The organism is Sphingomonas sp. PP-F2F-A104-K0414 (assembly GCF_004340945.1).
Classification (GTDB): Bacteria; Pseudomonadota; Alphaproteobacteria; order Sphingomonadales; family Sphingomonadaceae; genus Sphingomonas.
In genome coordinates, this window is sequence record NZ_SLYD01000008.1 from 177662 (window position 1) to 196043 (window position 18382).

At 58.4% G+C, this 18382-nt stretch carries 18 protein-coding genes and 1 pseudogene; 12 read left to right on the forward strand and 7 right to left on the reverse strand.

The window, feature by feature from the left end; all coding sequences use genetic code 11:
* Positions 1 to 46 precede the first annotated feature (46 nt).
* Positions 47 to 1159 (forward strand): MFS transporter, encoded by a 1113-nt coding sequence (locus C8J46_RS17855; RefSeq protein ID WP_279388910.1) that lies wholly within the window; start codon positions 47 to 49, stop codon positions 1157 to 1159.
* Positions 1160 to 1294: 135 nt separating this feature from the next.
* On the opposite strand, the gene C8J46_RS17860 is transcribed toward C8J46_RS17855, so the two are convergent.
* A complete protein-coding gene (locus tag C8J46_RS17860) occupies positions 1295 to 1888 on the reverse strand; it encodes a DUF2235 domain-containing protein (RefSeq protein ID WP_132741948.1) in 594 nt (197 codons plus the stop codon).
* A gap of 546 nt (positions 1889 to 2434) precedes the next feature.
* On the opposite strand from C8J46_RS17860, the gene C8J46_RS17865 reads away from it, so the two are divergent.
* Both C8J46_RS17865 and C8J46_RS17870 read left to right on the forward strand, forming a co-directional pair.
* Positions 2435 to 2986, forward strand: coding sequence for a hypothetical protein (locus C8J46_RS17865; RefSeq protein ID WP_132741950.1), 552 nt, complete (start codon positions 2435 to 2437; stop codon positions 2984 to 2986).
* 486 nt (positions 2987 to 3472) lie between these two features.
* Positions 3473 to 4345 (forward strand): LysR family transcriptional regulator, encoded by an 873-nt coding sequence (locus tag C8J46_RS17870; protein WP_132741952.1) that lies wholly within the window; start codon positions 3473 to 3475, stop codon positions 4343 to 4345.
* Positions 4346 to 4594: 249 nt separating this feature from the next.
* Here C8J46_RS17870 and C8J46_RS17875 read toward each other — a convergent pair.
* Positions 4595 to 5173: pseudogene (locus C8J46_RS17875) on the reverse strand (recombinase family protein).
* 395 nt (positions 5174 to 5568) lie between these two features.
* On the opposite strand from C8J46_RS17875, the gene C8J46_RS17880 reads away from it, so the two are divergent.
* From C8J46_RS17880 to C8J46_RS20970, 3 genes are all read left to right on the forward strand, one after another.
* On the forward strand, positions 5569 to 6420 hold the full coding sequence (locus C8J46_RS17880; RefSeq protein ID WP_132741954.1) for a hypothetical protein: 852 nt from the start codon (positions 5569 to 5571) through the stop codon (positions 6418 to 6420).
* A 361-nt stretch (positions 6421 to 6781) separates the two neighbouring features.
* A complete protein-coding gene (locus C8J46_RS17885) occupies positions 6782 to 7573 on the forward strand; it encodes a hypothetical protein (protein ID WP_132741956.1) in 792 nt (263 codons plus the stop codon).
* A gap of 88 nt (positions 7574 to 7661) precedes the next feature.
* A complete protein-coding gene (locus C8J46_RS20970; RefSeq protein WP_165886628.1) occupies positions 7662 to 8069 on the forward strand; it encodes a hypothetical protein in 408 nt (135 codons plus the stop codon).
* Here C8J46_RS20970 and C8J46_RS17890 read toward each other — a convergent pair.
* Positions 8062 to 8448 carry a hypothetical protein gene (locus C8J46_RS17890; protein ID WP_132741958.1) on the reverse strand — a complete coding sequence of 129 codons (387 nt, stop codon included), beginning with the start codon at positions 8446 to 8448 and terminating at the stop codon, positions 8062 to 8064. The two genes, C8J46_RS20970 and C8J46_RS17890, sit on opposite strands and share 8 nt — an antisense overlap.
* Positions 8449 to 8991: 543 nt before the next feature.
* On the opposite strand from C8J46_RS17890, the gene C8J46_RS17895 reads away from it, so the two are divergent.
* Positions 8992 to 9696, forward strand: a complete 705-nt coding sequence (locus tag C8J46_RS17895; RefSeq protein ID WP_243643492.1) for an alpha/beta hydrolase — start codon at positions 8992 to 8994, stop codon at positions 9694 to 9696.
* Between the two features lie 162 nt (positions 9697 to 9858).
* On the opposite strand, the gene C8J46_RS21125 is transcribed toward C8J46_RS17895, so the two are convergent.
* Complete coding sequence (locus tag C8J46_RS21125; RefSeq protein ID WP_207894218.1) at positions 9859 to 11247, reverse strand: hypothetical protein; 1389 nt, start codon at positions 11245 to 11247, stop codon at positions 9859 to 9861.
* 439 nt (positions 11248 to 11686) lie between these two features.
* Here C8J46_RS21125 and C8J46_RS17910 point away from each other — a divergent pair, with 439 nt between their 5' ends.
* On the forward strand, positions 11687 to 12775 hold the full coding sequence (locus C8J46_RS17910) for a DUF5694 domain-containing protein (protein ID WP_165886629.1): 1089 nt from the start codon (positions 11687 to 11689) through the stop codon (positions 12773 to 12775).
* Positions 12776 to 13281: 506 nt separating this feature from the next.
* Here the strand turns inward: C8J46_RS17910 and C8J46_RS17915 are convergent.
* Positions 13282 to 13752, reverse strand: a complete 471-nt coding sequence (locus C8J46_RS17915) for a hypothetical protein (RefSeq protein WP_132741962.1) — start codon at positions 13750 to 13752, stop codon at positions 13282 to 13284.
* Between the two features lie 188 nt (positions 13753 to 13940).
* Here C8J46_RS17915 and C8J46_RS17920 point away from each other — a divergent pair, with 188 nt between their 5' ends.
* From C8J46_RS17920 to C8J46_RS17935, 4 genes are all read left to right on the forward strand, one after another.
* Positions 13941 to 14381 (forward strand): hypothetical protein, encoded by a 441-nt coding sequence (locus C8J46_RS17920; RefSeq protein WP_132741964.1) that lies wholly within the window; start codon positions 13941 to 13943, stop codon positions 14379 to 14381.
* Positions 14382 to 14532: 151 nt separating this feature from the next.
* Positions 14533 to 14811 (forward strand): hypothetical protein, encoded by a 279-nt coding sequence (locus C8J46_RS17925; RefSeq protein WP_132741966.1) that lies wholly within the window; start codon positions 14533 to 14535, stop codon positions 14809 to 14811.
* A 138-nt stretch (positions 14812 to 14949) separates the two neighbouring features.
* A complete protein-coding gene (locus tag C8J46_RS17930; RefSeq protein WP_132741968.1) occupies positions 14950 to 15348 on the forward strand; it encodes a VOC family protein in 399 nt (132 codons plus the stop codon).
* A gap of 72 nt (positions 15349 to 15420) precedes the next feature.
* Complete coding sequence (locus tag C8J46_RS17935) at positions 15421 to 15948, forward strand: AAA family ATPase (RefSeq protein ID WP_132741970.1); 528 nt, start codon at positions 15421 to 15423, stop codon at positions 15946 to 15948.
* A 62-nt stretch (positions 15949 to 16010) separates the two neighbouring features.
* Here C8J46_RS17935 and C8J46_RS17940 read toward each other — a convergent pair whose 3' ends face one another.
* Both C8J46_RS17940 and C8J46_RS17945 read right to left on the reverse strand, forming a co-directional pair.
* Positions 16011 to 16556: a GNAT family N-acetyltransferase gene (locus C8J46_RS17940; protein ID WP_132741972.1), complete on the reverse strand. Its 546-nt coding sequence runs from the start codon at positions 16554 to 16556 to the stop codon at positions 16011 to 16013.
* Between the two features lie 132 nt (positions 16557 to 16688).
* Positions 16689 to 17885 (reverse strand): MFS transporter, encoded by a 1197-nt coding sequence (locus tag C8J46_RS17945; RefSeq protein ID WP_132741974.1) that lies wholly within the window; start codon positions 17883 to 17885, stop codon positions 16689 to 16691.
* Positions 17886 to 18382: the final 497 nt, after the last annotated feature.

Genomic DNA, 18382 nt, shown 5'->3' on the forward strand with positions numbered 1-18382 from the left:
TCATGTCCGCGTCTTCCCGGTCGGTCTCGTCCATCTCGCGCTGGCGCTGGGCGGGTTCGCGATCGGCACCACCGAATATGCGACCATGAGCCTGTTGCCGTTTTTCTCGGGGGGCCTCGGCGTCGACGAACCCACCGCGGGCCATGTCATCAGCGCCTATGCGCTGGGCGTCGTGATCGGCGCACCGTTGCTCGCGGTCGCCGCGAGCCGCTTCAGCCGACGCACCGTGCTGATCGCATTGATGCTGCTGTTCGCGCTCGGCAACGGGCTCAGCGCGGTCGCTCCGGATTATAGATCGATGCTCGTGTTCCGGTTCGTCAGCGGGCTGCCGCACGGCGCCTATTTCGGGATCGCGTCGCTGGTTGCGGCCTCGCTCGTCCCGCACGGCAAACGTACGCAGGCGGTCGCGCGCGTCATGCTCGGGCTGACCGTGGCGACGATCGTCGGCGTGCCGCTCGCCAACGCGCTGGGCCAGATCTTCGGATGGCGCTGGGGGTTTGGGATCGTTGCGATCATCGCCGCGGTCACTGCTGCGGCGATCGCGCTAGTCGCGCCGCACGACGTTCCCGACCGCGCCGCAAGCCCGCTCGCCGAACTGCGTGTACTGCGCGATCGCCGGATCTGGCTAACGCTGGCGATCGGCGCGATCGGCTATGGCGGGCTGTTCTCGGTCTACACCTATCTGGCGTCGACGCTGCTGGACGTCACGCACGTGTCGAAAGTGATCGTGCCGCTGGTGCTCGCGGTGTTCGGCCTCGGCATGACGCTCGGCAATCTGATCGTGCCGCGGTTCGCCGATCGCGCGCTCATGCCGACCGCAGGCGCGTTGCTTGTCTGGAGCGCGGTCATGCTCGGCCTGTATTCGCTCGCCGCCGGATCGCTCTGGACGATCACCCTCGCGGTCTTCGCGATCGGCCTCGGCGGCGGTCTCGGCACTGTGTTGCAGACACGGTTGATGGACCTGGCGAAAGAAGGCCAGGGACTCGCCGCCGCGCTTAACCATTCGGCGTTCAACTTCGCCAATGGGCTTGGCCCGTTCGCCGGTGGCCTCGCGATCACCGCAGGCTTCGGCTGGGAGGCAACCGGCTGGGTTGGTAGCCTCCTGGCGCTAGCGGGCCTCGCGATTTGGAGCGTCGCTTGGAAATCGGATTCCGGCTGAAGTGCCGGTGACCGTGAAAATAGCACCTCGCCGCCACCTGCATAGACGCGCGACGGAGCTGGCCCCCTGGCGAGAAGAACTATGGTCAGGCCCCATTCGTGTAGGAAGCAGGAGCCCATTTCAGGCTCCGTGACGTCACCGCGGATGGACATTCGATCCGTCCGGACCATTGGAGCCGTATCGTGCGCGAAAGCGTCGCGCGAGTTCGTTGCGTTCGTCGTCGAAATCCGCTGCGAGACGACCAGCGCCGTGCTCGTAGACCTCCCTAACCGCCTTGTCGGCGATCTCCCGCGTCTCCGGCTTGTGGCGAGGAAGGGCACCACCGCCCTTCCCCAGCGTCGGCACGCCGCAGAGTTCGAGTAGGTTCGCGATGCAGCGGGCGGTGTAGGCACCGCGGCTGAACCCGAACAGGAAGACGCGATCGCCCGGCTCGTAGTTGTTGAGGACGTGTTCGTAGCAGTCGGTGATGTTGCGCGTGATGCCGCGGCCGGTCACCGAAGCGAGTGTCTTGCGCAACGACCGAACCATACGGGTCGGCGCTCCCGCAGCGTCGTCATCGGTACCGAGGCCCGCATCGTAGAAGGCGATCTGTCGGTCCGGATCGATGGTGCTGTCCGGCCCCGTCCCGCAGGCGCGATACAGCTTGTAGACGTTGCTGAGCCTCTGATCAGGGCGAACTCCGCCGGCCTGACCGGTTCCATCGGCGAAGATCACGATGTTCTTGCTCATTGTCGTTTCCCCAACCGACGCTTCCAGAGATCGGCCAGCCCCCTCGCCTACCTCCGCCCGAAGCATCGCACGCGTGAAATTATTCGACAACCGGTGGAGATGAATACTCTGAAGGTGTTCGACAGTGTTTTGGGGAGCCAGACAAAATCGCGGTCCGGATTTTCGCCATCCCGTCAGCGCATCGTGCTGAACACGGTACTCGCACCGACCTTCGCGAGCGGTCAGATGCATCCGGCGTCGTACAGTGCGACGCAGCCCGTTCGGCAAAATCCCAAGCTCGCGGTTGATGACCGACAAGCCGACATTTCGCGCAGCCGATGCCTCACGATTCCACGGACCGAAAGGCCGGTGCGTCCGGTAGAGATCCTCATCATTCGCGCGCATGCTCGACAACTGCAGAGAGCGATCCTCGCGGGAGCTTCGACGCGTCTATCGCTTGGTGATCACCATGGAGATTGTTGATCGAAGATCGTCAGGAAGGGGAAAACTTCTTGAAGACTTCATTCATCAGAACCTCGCGCCCGCGGGCGCAGCGAAGGACCCACCATGAGCAGCACATTCGACCCACATGGCATCAACGACGTGACCGTAGCCGTGTGCCACGAAATGACTCCGCGCCGCGGTCGTCGGCATGCCGACGTCGACACGATCTTTCTTGGCGGACCACCGCCATCGCATGCGGACGAGACCGAACTGGCGAGATTTGGATTGCGCAAGAACTATCAGATGATCTTCGCGTCCTTCGATCCGTCCAACCCCCACGACGGCCCCTGCGGGTTCCACGCGGTCATGACGGACGGCCTGAAGCAGGCGCTCGCGATTCCAGATGGCCGCCTTTGGAAGCGGGACCGCCAAAGCCCGGCGGTGCTTCTTTTTCCAGCGCTCCACACCGTGGTGAAGATCAACTGCAAAGGTCGCGTGATCTTTAAGGACATGGTCGGCGACTACCACGAGTCCGGCTACGAGCTCGCGCGTAAGGCCGTCCTCGCGCGTGCGGCACGCAAGCCCGGCAAGGCTCCCGTCGTGGCGCCGATCGGAGCGCTCATGACCGTGCTCGACATCGACGCGCTAGCAACGACCTTCGAACAGGCCGAATGACGGTTGGGATCGGTAGCTTACCCGGCTACCGATCTAATCCGCGAGACGACTTCTGCATTCGTCTTCAGTACAGGCGGAGCCGCGGGGCCGCTGCCCTCGCTTTTGCCGCTCTACTCTTCCGTCAAAAACCCATACCTCGGTCGGTGCCCCCGCATGGCCTCTGCGCGAAGCGCTGTTGAATGCCGGCAAGCACACTGGCTTGTTCCCGATTTTCCAACCTTTGGCGCAAAAGGCGACGCAGCAGACGCGCGTTACCGCCAAACGTGTTCCGATCGCCCCGGATAGTTGCGGCGGGTACAAAGGATTTTCGCTCGCCACATCGTGACTGGCGTGACTTCCGGCTCATAGTGAAGCCCATCGTTGGAGCCGATGGACCAAGCGCACCCGTATCCGGTCCGGCTTTTTTTAACGTGGCTGGCACCTTCCGACGTGTAGATGCTATTTGTCAGCTGAAGCCGGCATGCCGCTGGCCGTACCGGACGAACCGTGGCCGATAAATTCGAAGATCTCCGCACATTCATAACCGTGATGTCAGCGGGCGGCGTCAATGCCGCCGCCGCTGAGCTTGGCATTGCCAAGTCGGCCGTCAGTCGCCGGCTGTCCGATCTCGAAAAGCGACTAGGTGTCTCCCTGATCGAACGTGCAAGTCGTCGTTTCGAGGCGACCGCGGTTGGACTCGAGTACGAACGACGGGCACGGCTTGTCCTCGCCTCGCTGGAGGAGCTCGACTCCTTCGCAGTTCCGCAAACGGAACGTCGAAGCGTGACCATCTCCGCCGACACTGCAATGATCAGCCATGTGCTGGTTCCTGCGATAGCCCGCGTGAACCCCAAGCTCCAAAACGAGCGGATACTCCTTCGCTTCGCGGCGACCCAAGACCATGCCAACGCGGGCGAAGCAGACGTCATCATAGCCGCCAAGGTGACGCCGGACCTTGAGTATCGCGATGTCTTCTCGTCGCGGCGGATCATCTGCGCCTCTCCGGCATATATCGCGTCCCACGGAACACCCGAGGAGGCAAAGCACCTCGATGGTCATTTCGCGGTCGTCGTCGACGACGGGGCTGCGGCGACGTGGCAGTTGGGCGAGCGAACCCGGGCGATGGCCAAGACGGCCATGATCACGCCGGATATGGACGCTGCAGCTGCGGCGGCCGTCGCGGGCATCGGGCTTGCCCAGCTTCCTGACTTCGTCGTCGCCGCTGCGCTTGGCGACGGTCGCCTCGTACGGTTGATGACGAGGGAGGAACCGCAGCCCACCCAGATACGGGCATTCTACCGAAAGGGCATCGACCTCAGCGGCAGGCGGGTCATTGATGCTCTGACGGATGCGCTATCGCCAATCGGCGTCGACAAGTAGGTCGATCCAAAGGCGTCAACCGGTTTTGCCGACATTCTCACCCCATTCCCCGAATAGGCGGTCGAACGCAACTCCTGGTTAACGTTCGCAACTGACGTCGATCAAGTACTTACGACGGCGCCCGAATTTCAGCCACAGCAGCGTTCGCGGTGTCCGCAATCCACGATTTGGGTATTCGAACGACTATTTGAGCATTCATGCAGCTGTAGATATCGACGCAAATTGGCAAGGGTCTGTCAGAGATAAAAGTCAGCCTGCATCTGTTACGTCCGCCCTCTCACTCGCCGGGAAGTGACGGTAGAAGGTCGATAGGCCGACTTGTAGCACCCTCGCGACCTTGGCGGGCTTGTCTCCCGCCGCCAGCAGCTTGCGTGCCGTATCCACCTTGTCCGGCGTCAGCACCGGTTTCCGGCCACTGCCGATAGAACCCTTCCTACGAGCTGCAGCCAAACCGGCGATCGTCCGCTCCCTTATTAACTCGCGCTCCATTTCGGCCACGGAGGCGAGAATATGGAAGAGGAGTCGTCCCGAGGCTGTGGACGTGTCGAAACCGTCCGTGAGTGATCGGAAGTCGATCTTCCGTGCCGACAGGTCCGCAGCCAGCGCAATAAGGCCCTGGATCGAGCGGCCGAGGCGATCGAGTTTTCAGACTACGATGCAGTCGCCGGCACGCGCGAAGCGCAGGGCCTCCACCAGCCCCGGCCGATCAGCTTTCGCGCCGCTCGCCTTGTCGGTGAACAGCTTTTCGCATCCCGCTTTGTTCAGGGCGTCGGTTTGCAGCGCCAAGTCCTGATCAGTCGTCGAAACACGCGCATAGCCAATCAGCATCTTTCCCGCTTTCCCATCGAAATTGGCGATTTCGGGAATCTTAAAACGGGAACAGATTTTGGGAAAGCGAAACCCACAGGCGTCCATCAGCGTGATTGGCGGCGCCGGCTTCCCGCTCCACGTTCGTTTGTAGGAATCTGTTTTGAGCTCAAGCAGCTACCTGACTTGCGGCCCACCCTCTGTCCTGTCACGATAAAGCCATGAGTATTCTTACCTTTATAGCAATGGCGGCATCGTCTGCGAGTGCTTGCCCGCCGATGCCTGGCGCGGGTGAGATTGCAGATCAAACCCGCACCCCAAAAATAGCCTAACCATTACCTGTTAGTCGAGCCAGCTAGCTTATGTCGGCAGAACCTCGTATCGTGAACCCTATGAGTTCTCGCAGCCTCAGATGTTTGATCGTTGCCACCCTAATATTGGTCAACGCCGCGTGCCAACCGGGTGCATCGACGGCTACTCAGGAACAGCGCTCGACGAATGATTTCGCAAATTATGCTGATACGCCGCAGCTAAAAATTAATAGCGTCTTCAACGGCAGGTGGCGTCCTGACGCTTCAACTATCAAAACGAACGCTCTGCCAACAGTTATTTCACTCGGCAAAGGCCTCTTTCGTCGAGATTCAAAGAAAGGCGATCGCGGGATTAAGGCGGATGGAGTATTTCATTCCACTCCCGGGGACGGATACGTCGATCAAGCGGAGGTTACCATCATCAACAGTCATTCTGTTCGTGAGGTAGATAAAATACGTGGTAGGACGGTTTATATCGTCGTTTATACGGCCTCACCCGACGGGAATACACTGACTTGGGAGGTAACTAACTATGCCAATCCAGATAGGGTTGCTGTTCATAGTAGGCTAAAGCAGCGCCGAATCGGCCGTAAGCCCGTCAACGATCACGCCATATCGGGTACGTGGCAACAGGTAGAGATAAACGTTGTCGAGGGCGCCCACGATTGGATCTTGAATGTTGACGGTAATCGCATCAGCTTCCGGACTCCTCAGGGCGTGGGGTATGACGCCTTAATTGACGGCCCTCCTGTTCGCATAAAAGGCGATGATGCCGGAGGTACTGCCGCTGTGGTAATGCCAAACTCGAACACAATAATCGAGACGGACGCAATAAATGGTGTGATCGGTAGCTCCCTTACGATGACTGTAATCGATAATGGTAAAACCATGAAAGCTACTTCGAAAGCAGCTACCAGAGGCGATGCCTCTACATTCTATCTGCGTAAGCAGGGGTAATTCTGGGTAACAGCTTACCGGTGTCGTAATACTCAGAAGCGCCATTGCGCTTCCGACACAAACCAGGTCATTCCCGTAACACCATCAAGACCGTGCGAAAACTCTAACACGGAATCTAGCCCGGCAATATAACCGCGCTACGCCCGTTAAGCGCGTAACTACGGCGCGTGGGAACGGTTATCAGCGATACTATATTACGAGCAACATGCTCCCATTGAGGTCGACGCTGAGTTTTCGCACGGTCTGCATCGATTCCGAGAACGCCGGTGCCTTCTCACTGACGGTTCGTTTGTGGGAGTCGGTTTTCAGCACAAGCAGCTAACCGACTTGCGGCCCACCCTCTGTCCTGTCACGATAAGCCATGAGCATTCTTGGCTTTATCGTAATGGCGGCATCGTCCGCGAGTTCTTGCACGCCGATGCCTGGCGCGGGTGAGATTGCAGATCAAACCCGCACCAAGTGGATAATTTTGGGCGAGATGCATGGCACCGCAGAGATGCCAGTAGCGATGACAGATTTCATCTGCTCGGCAGCCACAAAACGCCGTCCGCTCGCGGTAGCGGTGGAGCAGACGGTAGATAATCAGCTAAGTATCGACACCTTCATACATTCTAACGGGAATGCCCCCTCTCGGGCGGCGTTTGCTAAAGCGCCCATGTGGCGGACCAAGGGCAAGGATGGTCGATCGAGCGTAGCCACGTTCGACATGTTCGATCGCCTTCGAATCTTCTATCGTGCAAACAAGATCGCGCGCGTCGTCGCTATTGATCCGATCGTCTCTAACGGTTCAGCCGATAGAAATGCACAAATGGCGAAGAACCTCCTTGCCATCGAGCCGAAGGTGAACGGCTTGGTGCTTGCTTTGATGGGGGGGCTACATGCCCAGAAAACCGATATCATCGTACCCAGCGGACGCTGGCCGTCGACAGCCAGCCTTTTGCCGAAGGACTACACTGTCACTCTGATGATGGTGGGAGGCGCTGGTAGCGCTTGGGTCTGTTTTGAAACCTGTGGTCCTCAACCGATCGGCGAGCCTCGTGACAAACCGCGAGGTGTAGAGGTTCAACCAGTAACTGCTGATTTCCCCTTTGACGGTTTTCTCGAAATTGGGTCTGGAACATCCGCATCTCCACCTTGGAATAACGCGAAATAAGTTCGATCAATAATGGCGGCTACGTGAACTCTGATCGCCCATTCAGCGATAGTTTGCGGAACTCTAATCAAACAGATTGTGGGGACCCATGTCCTTCTGGCTGACCATCGCTCTACAGGCAGCCCAAGCGCCACCTGAGACGATAGTCTTTGATTTAGCAAACGTTACCCAAACCCGTAGTCCCGCGAAATCGAGTATTATCGTTCAGCGTTGTAGCGGCAATACGACGGGTGATGAAATTGTGGTTTGCGGAACGAAGCGGCAAAGCTATCGGTTGCCGCTTCCGAATGAGCGTGAACTAGCCCGCGATCGCCCCGGTGGCGAAGCACTTACAGGCACAGATGCGTTAAGACCCGCTGGACGGTGCGGCATCTTCGAAGGTGAGAGGCGCTGCAACAAGAAAGAGGCAACAGACTACGGTTATGGTAGCGGGCGTGATCCTATAACTGTGTTATCCCGGGTTGTCCAAAAGATGGTAGATGCTGACGCTAATTAGGTATATTTGAGAGTAGGTTTTTACGGCGACTGGCAAGATCCGCTATTAGAGCAACTCTCTTATCAGCAACGCAGGTCGATAGATCGCGCTTGACGCCCTCCTTTATTGAAAGGCGACTTTCCTTCGAAAGTGACTTTTCATCGCTTGCCGCTATCCGGGAAGAAAGTTGATTAGCGCAACTATCGAACGCTTCGCAACCAATAGCATCAACAGCTCGATCACCACTGGATGTTTTAGTAGCACAGCGGAGCTTACTGCCCCGGATCGCGTACTTGCCTGTCCACCGTGAGAGGCGCTGACCAATAACTACGATTTCTGTCGGCTCGGGTTCGACCGGAGCCTGTTGAGCTACGAGCAGCGCGGTCATCAGAAGCAGCATGCACCCTCCGGGACTTTCCACCTGTCACTTACAGGCGATACTGCGTAGCCTATCAGGCGTAAGCCCGAAAGACAGCCATCCTGCATCCACAATTCCCGATAAACCATCGTTTCCAAGAACGCCCGCGCCGTCTCGCGCGCCGTTCCCATGCGGGGAGCTACCAGTTGCGTGATGAGCTTGGCCCGCTAACCTCCGCTTCTGCAATCGCCTGATCTCACAGGAAGGTTGCTTCCTCAAAGCAGGAGATATGGTTTGTCGCGGTTCCGGTTCGTCGTGCCCTCTCTCCTTGCAATCAGCATCGCCGGTGCGGCCTGCGGGCAGATTAGCAAGGCCAACAATTTGCCTGCCAAGGTTGTCCTCCCGAAAAATGAGCGGGCGGGCACGTGGCAGGCTCCTAAGGAGGGGGTTCAGACGCCGCTCTGGCCTGCGAGCACGCCTCTCGTCAAACCGGACTCCGGCGATCGGCCTGAGGGGACCGGTAATGGGACGGGACTTGTGGGAGGACGTAAATGGCATTGGGCGAGCTATGTCACCCGGCCCACAATGACTCTCTATCGTTCGAAGGGGCGAAACGTCGGCACCGCGATGCTGGTCCTGCCGGGCGGCGGTTTCGAAGTCATAGCGACTGATTTAGAGGGCACCGAAATCTGCGATTGGGTGGTGCAACAGGGTATGACCTGTGCGGTGCTGAAATATCGGGTGCCGCAAGCGTGGCCGCAGGGACAACGGCCGAAGGTGCTATTGGGTCTGGAGGACGCGCAGCGCGCGATGGGGCTGTTGAGGGAGCAGGCAGCATCCTACGGGTTCGATCCGCATAAAGTCGGTGTGATCGGCTTTTCAGCGGGTGCTTATTTGGCAGCGAGCCTGAGCAACACGGATGAGCGCACCTATCCGCTGACGGATGCGGCTGACCAGCAATCGCCCCGGCCAGACTTTGCGATCGTCGCCTACACGGCGCGTATGCTAGACGACAGCAAGGGCAGGAACAGCCTTGAACTCAAGCCATGGGTGACAATCAGCCCGAAGGCGCCGCCCACGTTTATTCTTCACGCCATGAACGACCCTACTGACCCAATCCGGCAACCTATGGCCTATGCCTTGGCACTCAGTGATGCCGGCGTGCCAGTCGATATGCGGCTTTATGCCAAGGGAGGGCACGCTTTCGGAATGCGGCCCACGGCTGATCCGATTTCGCGGGAATGGCCCGGACAGGTCAAGCAATGGCTGCATAACATCGGCATGCTATGATCGAGAAGAAGCGGTGAGCGACAGCCTACTGTAGATGTCAGCGATCTCGCCGAGGTGTTCTCAATTTCGCGCCCAACTGTGTACCGCACGCTCGGACGCCAACCCGCTGCACCTGCTGCAAAGACGGCGTAATGGCAGCTAACGGATGTTGCCGTAAGCTCGTTACTGCGGAGGTGAAGCTGTCACTTCGACGCCGAGGTTAAGCGCCCCCGCATAAGGTCCACCGGTAACGTCCATGGTGATACCGCGAGCCGGTCTTGTCCCTGATGAGGGCACAGTTTGTGCACCGCAACTGGTGTCCGAAGTACAAGCCCAATAGGATCCGCCAACCCACCTCGCGTCAAGATTGATGGTGGTCTGGGCTGGAAGGTAGCCAGCCATCGGCAGGTAAGCTGGCTTGGCCCATGTAGGAGCAGTTCGCATTGCGTGAATGTTCCCGACCAAGACGAGCGCCCGCGCGCCTTGCCTCACCCTGCTGACCAGTGACGAGGCAAGTGCATTCTCGTAATCGCTCGCTTTGAATCCGCCTCGACCGGGATTGTACAAGGGTTGGAACGCAACGACGCTCGCAATCCGCCCTGCCGCTCGTAATTCGCGCAGCCTCTGGAAAAGGTGGAAGTACGCTTCACTGGATCGGCCGTCCTTCATCGGCTGCGTCCATATTCTGCTGCTCAAGAAGTGCGATATCGCCGCGGCACCTCCATCGGAACCAATGAACTCGTCAATAGCGGGTTGTTCGGTGGTCATTTGTTCGACCGCGACGATCACTGGCCGGGACGCCGAAGCTAGGCAAGTGAGATCACCAAAAATTGCTGGCGTCTCTTTGGTGCCGTGCATTTCTCCCACCACAATCCAGCCGAGGTCGGTGCGATTGATTAGTGCCTCCGCCCCAGGAATCGGGCCGCATTGTACGAGGCGCAGCTTGGCTTCGAACGTTCTCGCTGACGGTGCCGGCGCGAGCGTTTGAAGTGCAGGCTTCGGGAGAGTTGGGAGCACTGGCCGAGCCGTCTTTTCAAGCGACTTACGGCGCTCCTCCTGTTCCGCGAGTGGCGGAACACCAAGAGTGCCTCGCAGGGCGTCAGAGGCAAGGGAGCGGTCAAATGGCTCCTGGGTCGTGCGACCGTCAGGGCCGGTGTGAAATTGAGTGCCCAAAATCTGGGGCTTACCAATATTTTGAAGATAACGGTCTAGTGTGGCAGCAGCGATCCATGTCGCTCCTGCATTACCTCTCGCAACGGCGATCATAGCAAGCAAATGTGCTTTCAGATAATCGTCGGGCGATCCACCATGCTGAAAAATGAACGCGGCATGGAAGAAGTCATCCCCGCTCTTCAACGCTCCCACATCCAATAACGTTTGGGTACGTTTCCGACGCGTCTCATCCTGTGGACCAACCGTTGCCCAGTCGACATCTGGGCCTTGTCGCGCTTTCTGGTCTGCGTCGAAGATGGCCGTCATCTCGGAGTTCGATGGCTCTTTCGTAATGCGCTCGGCCGCGACCGAGGGTGCAGCCAGCGCCAGCAGAGATAGGGCGATCATACTCCTGAACATTGCTAGGCCTTCGCGCTCAATATGTGGTCCGGCAAGGTGGCCTTGTTCGAGCGCTGTCTGCAAGTCATCATGTGCGGACCATCATTCGTTGTGAAGCCACCTCGTCTAAGGCTGATCGCGCTCGGGCTACCCCTTGAGGTGCGGGTGACATTTAGCTCTGACAGACCGTGCGGATTAGCTCTGACATCCACAGCCTACTGGCTGAATAGATCAGTAGGCACTTTCCCAAAATTCGATCCTCTCGGGAAAGCCCTCGCCGTCTCGCTGGCGGTGCCTTGCGAAATAGGCAGCCACGGTTCTTCCTTGATCCAGCTAGACACCCGCGTAGCGGTGTATTAAGACGGCATAGCACCATCTAGCATATGCATGATGGATTGGAAAGAATGGCTCGGTCGTAGGTGCTCAATACACCGGCCGACATACCGGTTTCGGAGGTCGTATGCGTATTGTTTTGGCCGTTGGCATTGCGTTTCTGACCGCTATCTCACCCGCGCAAGGGCAGAGCTACCAACCCGTATTTCGGCCCGAAACATTGAAGGGGCCGCCTGCGGGTCATCCTAACGACGTGCTAGTCTTAGGCTCGACCCATTTGTCTGGCGCGTCGCAGGACTTCAAGCCCCCTATGCTTGTTCCGTTGATCGATCGACTGGCGACATGGCACCCGACCGCTATTGCGACGGAGGATATGTCCGGCCTCCAATGTGATGCCCTTCGTCGCTACCCCTCCCGTTATGCGGAAACCGTGCAGACTTATTGTGCCGATCCGACAGCAGCAGGCCAGGCGACGGGATTGGATGTACCCGCCGCCAACGCAGAAGCGGAACGGCTTCTTGCCGCTTGGCCGGCCTCGCCGAAGGCGACCGATCGTCGGCATCTCGCCGCCATCTTCATGGCAGCTGGAGAGCGCAACTCTGCGCTGGTCCAGTGGTTGCGGCTGCCACAGGCAGAGCGTCACGCTGGCGATGGTCTGAACGATGATCTGGCCGCCGCGCTGACGAAGTTCGGCAACGGGCGGAACGAGTCCACCTTGATCGGCGCCGCACTAGCTGCGCGCTTGGGGCTGGAACGCGTTTGGAGTGTAGACGATCATTCGGCCGATACCGCAGATGGTCCCGATCCGGCTGAGCGGAAGGCGTACGGTGACGCGATTGCCAAAGCGTGGAACAACCCCTCTGCCCACGAACGGCAAATCGATGATGCCCGGCTTGATGCGGGGCTGGCCAAGCCAGACGGCGTATTGACGATGTACCGTGCGCTAAACGCTTCGACCTTGCCAAAGCTCGCCTTCCACGCAGATTTTGGTGCCGCGCTCGTTGAGCCATCACCGCAGCAATTCGGCCGAAACTATGTCGGTTATTGGGAAACGCGGAATCTTCGCATGGTTGCAAACATTCGTGACGTGCTGGGGCGTTACCCAGGCACGCGGATGCTCGCCATCGTCGGCGCGTCGCACAAGGGCTATTATGAAGCATACCTTAATCAGATGCACGATGTTCGCTTGGCGGATGCTGAAACCGTCTTGAGATAAATAGACGCGGTTGATTTTATCGAAGGTGATTTATGAATCGTGTAATCGTTGTGGCGGCATGTTCCTTAGGCCTGACCGGATGTTTGGCCGGTAATATGGCCCGTAACTTATCTTTGAACGGAAAACCGCTAGCAAGCCTAGAGCAGCGCTACGGCCAACCTGATCATAAAGAGCCCTTTACAGGAGGAAACAGATACACGTGGAAAGCTACCGATGACCAACATCCCTGCACATTGTTGGTGACGACCGACCCAGCCGAGCGGGTGACGGACGTTAAGATGGTGGGCGATAATAGAGACTGTTATCGCTTCGGAAATATGGCTGTTGGCCCGCACTAAACTTCAGGCGGTCCTGTCATGCGGAGGCGAACGAAATTTGACGCCCGCGTTCCCGAAATGCGATCGATTTCGAGAACGCTACCTGTTTCTCGTTGGCCGTTCGTTTTTGGGAACAGCCGGCCGCGCGAAGATTCATATATCACGTTGCGAAAAGCCGAACTGGCACGTCTAATCCGCGCGCACGATTCCCATCCGGAGCATCCTCCTAAATTTCTCCAATGCTTCAACTGTGACATTAGGTGTAGCTAGAATCACTGGTTCAGGGGGGCTGCTCAGCCTTTGATGTAAGTAGGCCGTTCTTGCCACCGCGCCTGTAGCAAAGCAGACGATATCGAGTGCATCGTAAGCAGCTATGTCAGCGCCAACAAAACTATATTGTGCACTCAAGTCGAAATTTGGGTCGGCATTATTTAGATAGATCGATATTGATCTGGCATCGACCGATCGATCTTCCATATAGCGAACGCATGCCGAGACGCTGTCATTTGCTACTCGCTTCGGTATTTCGTAATCGGCTAGGGTTAATAGTGAATGCGAAGCCATGAATATGAGCAACCTGTTCCGCTCATCATCTCCCAGGGACTGGTACTTTGCGTTATCGATGACTGACCAGCCAGCCGTCCATTCCTCGCTACTCACTTGCACACTCCTAGTCACGCCATGCTTTGCTAAGCCACGACAATTGCGAAATCCGATCGGTTCGAGCAGCGCAGTCCCATATCATGATCCCTCGCGAGAAAGCCGGATCGTACCAGAACGCCCATTGTAAGACGTTCGTGGGCCACATTGCCTTTGCCTAGCAGCGGTCATTCGTTCAGGTTCCGAAGATGCAGCGGCTCACTCTTTCATACCAACCAGAGGACGAGCGGCATGGCGAGATTACAGCCCATGTCGAAAACGGAGCCTTTTCGGGCAGATCATCTGCATGGTTCAGCATGGAGCATCTACGAGCTTTTGGTGAAACCCTCGACACATTTCCAATCGTGCCGGGAAAGGAACTCACCTTGGCCGGTGGTTTCTGGAGTGACGACGACAAGCTTGATCATACCCACATTTCGATTCGAATCGAGCCTGCGGGACTACGAGGTGAGTTGCGACTGTGGGTCGCCCTCGCGACACCTGTCTGGCCTCAGAGTAAACCCGATCACAACGGCGTGCAGGTCGCCATCATGCTAAGCTATTCTGACCTCGATGCTTTCCGTCGAGCCTTCGCGGCGTTGCTTGACGGCAGTCTGCGAGAGGCGTGCCTAGAGGCTGCGCCAACCTAGTACACTCGCGTTTCGTCCCGCCGAAAGCAGCCTGTCCGCTTTCCTTCCCATCCCGGCCATCGGCTTACGCTCAATTGTTGCCGCTTGCAGTGCAGGTGGCGCTTCTTGAAACCCGACGATACGATTGTCCGGAATAGAGACAGGGGGCAGCATGAAGGCGGCGTTTTGGCGTTTTGCACACCAGCGCTATCAGAATAGGAAGCCGTTGCTCCTCGTTGATGCCGCAGCATTCACATGGTTCGCGTTCTTCGCGCTGATCTATGGGGCGGCTCTTCTGGCTGGCTGGTTGCCCGGTTTCATAGAGGTGCTGGTCGGCCTACTTCTAGTAGGCGGTCCGTTGATAGTGGGGGTGCTACATCGCCGTATCAGGATCGAAGCGGCCAAGGCCCCGGACGCGCTGTATAGGAAGCGGCTGCTTACAAGTCGGTAATCCACGGCGTCCGCTTTCCAGCGGATCGCCCCCAAAGCCGCCCGTCCGCTTTCCTTCCCAAGTCGGACATTCTCGAAATTCGCTCTTAGACGGGAAGCAGGCGTTGGTTCGACGTCCAGATTAGGGCAGCGTCACTGGATGCATCAACGCTTGAACCTGACCGCCCTCCTCGTCGACGAATATGACACCGCCATCTCATTCTTCGTCGGGAAGCTTGGCTTTGAGTTGCGTGACGACACCGCGCTGACAGATGGCAAACGGTGGGTGGTGGTCGCGCCGCACGGCGCGGCAAGCGGACTGTTACTGGCGCGGGCCGTCGGCAACAGGCAACGTGAAGCGATCGGCGATCAGAGCGGCGGTCGAGTGTTCCTGTTTCTCGAAACGGACGACTTCGCCCGCGACCATCTTGCCTATACGCAGCAGGGTGTCCGCTTCGTTGAGGCACCTCGCCATGAACCGTATGGCATCGTGGCTGCCTTCGAGGACCTCTATGGCAACCGATGGGATCTGATCGAACCTACCGCCGGTGAGCAATGATTCCCTATTGAGCATCCGTTGTGAGATCCCGCCCGCAGACGTATCGCATACCGTGGGGAGGTATTCTGCGCCATGACGCTGGACGAGCTGGGCACACGCATCTGTATCATGGGACCGTCGAACAGCGGCAAATCGATTCTCGCCGAGGCAATACGGCGAGCGCGGAGCTTGGAGGTGGTCCACCTCGATCAGCTACACCATCTCCCGCACACCGACTGGGTTCCACGACCGCCAGATGAGTTTGCGGCGCTTCACTATAAGGCGATTGCTGGCGACCGCTGGGTGATCGAAGGCAATTATTCCCGGCTACTCCCGCAACGGATGGAACGAGCGACCGGCTTTATTCTTCTCGACGTACCGACGACAACCAGCCTGTATAGGTACGTTGGACGCTGCTGGTTCGAGCGAGATCGGCGCGGCGCTCTGGAGGGCGGTCGCGATAGCGTGAAATGGGATATGATCCGGCACATCGTCGTCGCCACCAGAGCCAACCGCATCCGCTACCGCAACATGATCGATGGCATCAGCCTGCCCAAGATGCAGATTGCTACGACCGGGGCGCTGGCGGCCTTCTACCGCGCCAACGGCTTGAGACGTTAAGCCGCATATTCTCGTTTAAGCATCGTTGGCGGGAAGGCTGCATGAGCGGCCTTTGCCCGTAGTTATCCTCGCGTTGGGTGCGCCAGTTCCATCCTTATCGACGGCACCTCGCCACCTGCCGCAAGGCAAGGCCGCATGACGCGCCCGGTTTCCACGAAGCCGAGCTTGCGGAGCACGCGACCCGACGGGGGATTATCCTCAAAATAGCCAGACGTGAGGACCGGAAGACCGAGACTTTCAAAGCCAAAGGCAACGACGGCCCTTGCGGCTTCGGTCGCGATGCCACTTCCCCAATGGGTAGGGGATAGCCAATAACCCAACTCAGCGGCGTCAGCGCATTCTTCCGGCGTCAGGCCGATCGCGCCCAGAAGCGTGTCGGACCCCCGCAGAGTGACAGCCCATACCCATTCGGCAGGCACGACATGATCTAAAAAAAAGCGGGAATCGGCCGGGCCATACGGATGCGGAACACGCGCCAAGCGGCGCGCCACTTCCCAATCCCCTACCACGCCTACAATGGCGTCCACGTCGCGATCGTTAGGACGCCGAAGGGATAGGCGTTCGGTGGCGAGATCGGGCCGATTGCCCAATGACAGGTCGGTGTTCATTACTTTTGGATAGACCGGCGTGCGTGGCCACCGCAACTATTGGCCCGCTTCCCAAATCTCGATCGATTCCGGGAACGCCTATGACGTCTTGCTACCCGTTCCGTTCAGGACTGCGTAAGCTGTTAGTCCTGACTAAATGTCTTTTGGTTTGGAATGCCGAAAAAGCAGCCAACCAGCGAAGCCGGAGATAATGCCGAGAGCACCACCGAAGACGTACGCGCTAATGGCATTGTCTGGCGTAAATAAACCGCCAGTCATATAGCCAAGCATGGCGGCCGCGCTTGTTCCAGCGCTATATATCGCTGCAACCTTGCCGCGTGATTCTGCTGGCGCTTCTCGTTGCAGCATTGTGCGAACTGCAACGTTCTGCAAGCTGTTGGCTGCACCGCCGAACACGAACGCAATGCCTATAAAGATGACCCCACCCGTCAACGTCAGAGCAGCGATACCAATCGCCAACATCGTTGCGCCCATCACCACCGCGGAAACGAATGCGATCGGTGCAGGACGCGGCATCGCCAACGTGCCTGAGGCAGTAGCACCGGCCATCATTCCCCCGGCCCAACATGCAGTCAGCAAACCAAACGCGGTCGGTCCGGCCGCGAGCGTAACGGTGATGAGGAACACGAACGCCACATCGGCGATCGAGATCGCGTAGACCTCGAGCATCAGCGCTCCGATCATGACCGTGGTTCGCCGGTTTCTCAGGACAGGCATATATTCCGACAACAGAGTCTGCCTTTCGGCGTCCTTCGGTTCGACCGGGCGGCGCAATCCGCTTGCCAGCACGACGGCGGCTAATAGCGCGAAGCTGGCCGCATCAATCAGGAGCGCCCTTCCGACACCTCCCCAAGCCACGAGAGCACCGCCCACCACCGGTCCCGCCAACATCCCGGCACTGCGGACAAACTCCAACACCGCATTCGCTCGCGGTAGCGTCATCCCAAGTCGCGCGGCCAGAACCGGAATGAGAGCGAAGCTCGCGGTCCCGCCGATCGCGAAGGAAATGCTGAGAACGCTAGCTCCAAGGATAGTCGTTGCCAAATCAGGATGCCCAGCCATCCATGCGATGACGATGGCATCGATCAACGCCGTCACCGTCAGCAAACGGCCGGCGTCGCGTGAATCCACAAGCCGGCCGATGAAAGGCGTCGCAATCAACCCCGGCAACAATTGCGCGACGAGCAGCATTGGCACGGCGAACGGCGTACGATTGTTAGCGGTGCGAAACACGAGAGTTATCAGCGATATTTCGTCGCCAATGGTTGAAAGCGTGATCGCGCCCAGGAGCAGCCAACCCCATCTCTTTCTGACGTCGATTGCCTGCATGTTCGCACTCCAAGCGCCAAGCTCAACATCGCTTATATGCACGCCGGTATGATTGAATGAGGTGATGCCTGGATCGATTTGCAACCTTTCGTTTCAGCCTGCTAGTGACAGTCCCTCCCCATCCTCATCGTCGTTCACGGGCGAAGCGCAGCTGCCGCGCCGATTCCTGCGAACCCGTCTAGCCTTACCCGTCGTAAGTGCAGCAGAGCGAAAAGGAAGGATCGCAAGTACCGCTGAGACGCTCACTCGGCGTATAGCCCCCCATGCTACTGCGAAACCAGTAGCCAACTCAATGACGGTGCTGATTTCGAAGGTTGTAAGCCAAATGGTCAAGTCAGGGACGGCTAGGCCCGCCATCCGGATTCGATCACCGTCTTCCGCAGTTACATGCAGGACGATCAACGTCTGCATCCGGTGAGGGGCATCTGGCGGGTGATGGTCTGAGCTGAGATGTTAGCCACAGTGCAAGCACCGTGGTTTGCACCGTGGCTAGAGAC

Coding starts and splice junctions, on each gene's coding strand:
- C8J46_RS17860 (WP_132741948.1), bottom strand. CDS start 1,888: ATGAGCAAGAACATCGTGATCTTCGCCGATGGAACCGGTCAGGCCGGC.
- C8J46_RS17865 (WP_132741950.1), top strand. CDS start 2,435: ATGAGCAGCACATTCGACCCACATGGCATCAACGACGTGACCGTAGCC.
- C8J46_RS17885 (WP_132741956.1), top strand. CDS start 6,782: ATGAGCATTCTTGGCTTTATCGTAATGGCGGCATCGTCCGCGAGTTCT.
- C8J46_RS20970 (WP_165886628.1), top strand. CDS start 7,662: ATGTCCTTCTGGCTGACCATCGCTCTACAGGCAGCCCAAGCGCCACCT.
- C8J46_RS17890 (WP_132741958.1), bottom strand. CDS start 8,448: ATGCTGCTTCTGATGACCGCGCTGCTCGTAGCTCAACAGGCTCCGGTC.
- C8J46_RS17895 (WP_243643492.1), top strand. CDS start 8,992: ATGACTCTCTATCGTTCGAAGGGGCGAAACGTCGGCACCGCGATGCTG.
- C8J46_RS21125 (WP_207894218.1), bottom strand. CDS start 11,247: ATGTTCAGGAGTATGATCGCCCTATCTCTGCTGGCGCTGGCTGCACCC.
- C8J46_RS17910 (WP_165886629.1), top strand. CDS start 11,687: ATGCGTATTGTTTTGGCCGTTGGCATTGCGTTTCTGACCGCTATCTCA.
- C8J46_RS17920 (WP_132741964.1), top strand. CDS start 13,941: ATGCAGCGGCTCACTCTTTCATACCAACCAGAGGACGAGCGGCATGGC.
- C8J46_RS17925 (WP_132741966.1), top strand. CDS start 14,533: ATGAAGGCGGCGTTTTGGCGTTTTGCACACCAGCGCTATCAGAATAGG.
- C8J46_RS17930 (WP_132741968.1), top strand. CDS start 14,950: ATGCATCAACGCTTGAACCTGACCGCCCTCCTCGTCGACGAATATGAC.
- C8J46_RS17935 (WP_132741970.1), top strand. CDS start 15,421: ATGACGCTGGACGAGCTGGGCACACGCATCTGTATCATGGGACCGTCG.
- C8J46_RS17940 (WP_132741972.1), bottom strand. CDS start 16,556: ATGAACACCGACCTGTCATTGGGCAATCGGCCCGATCTCGCCACCGAA.
- C8J46_RS17945 (WP_132741974.1), bottom strand. CDS start 17,885: ATGCAGGCAATCGACGTCAGAAAGAGATGGGGTTGGCTGCTCCTGGGC.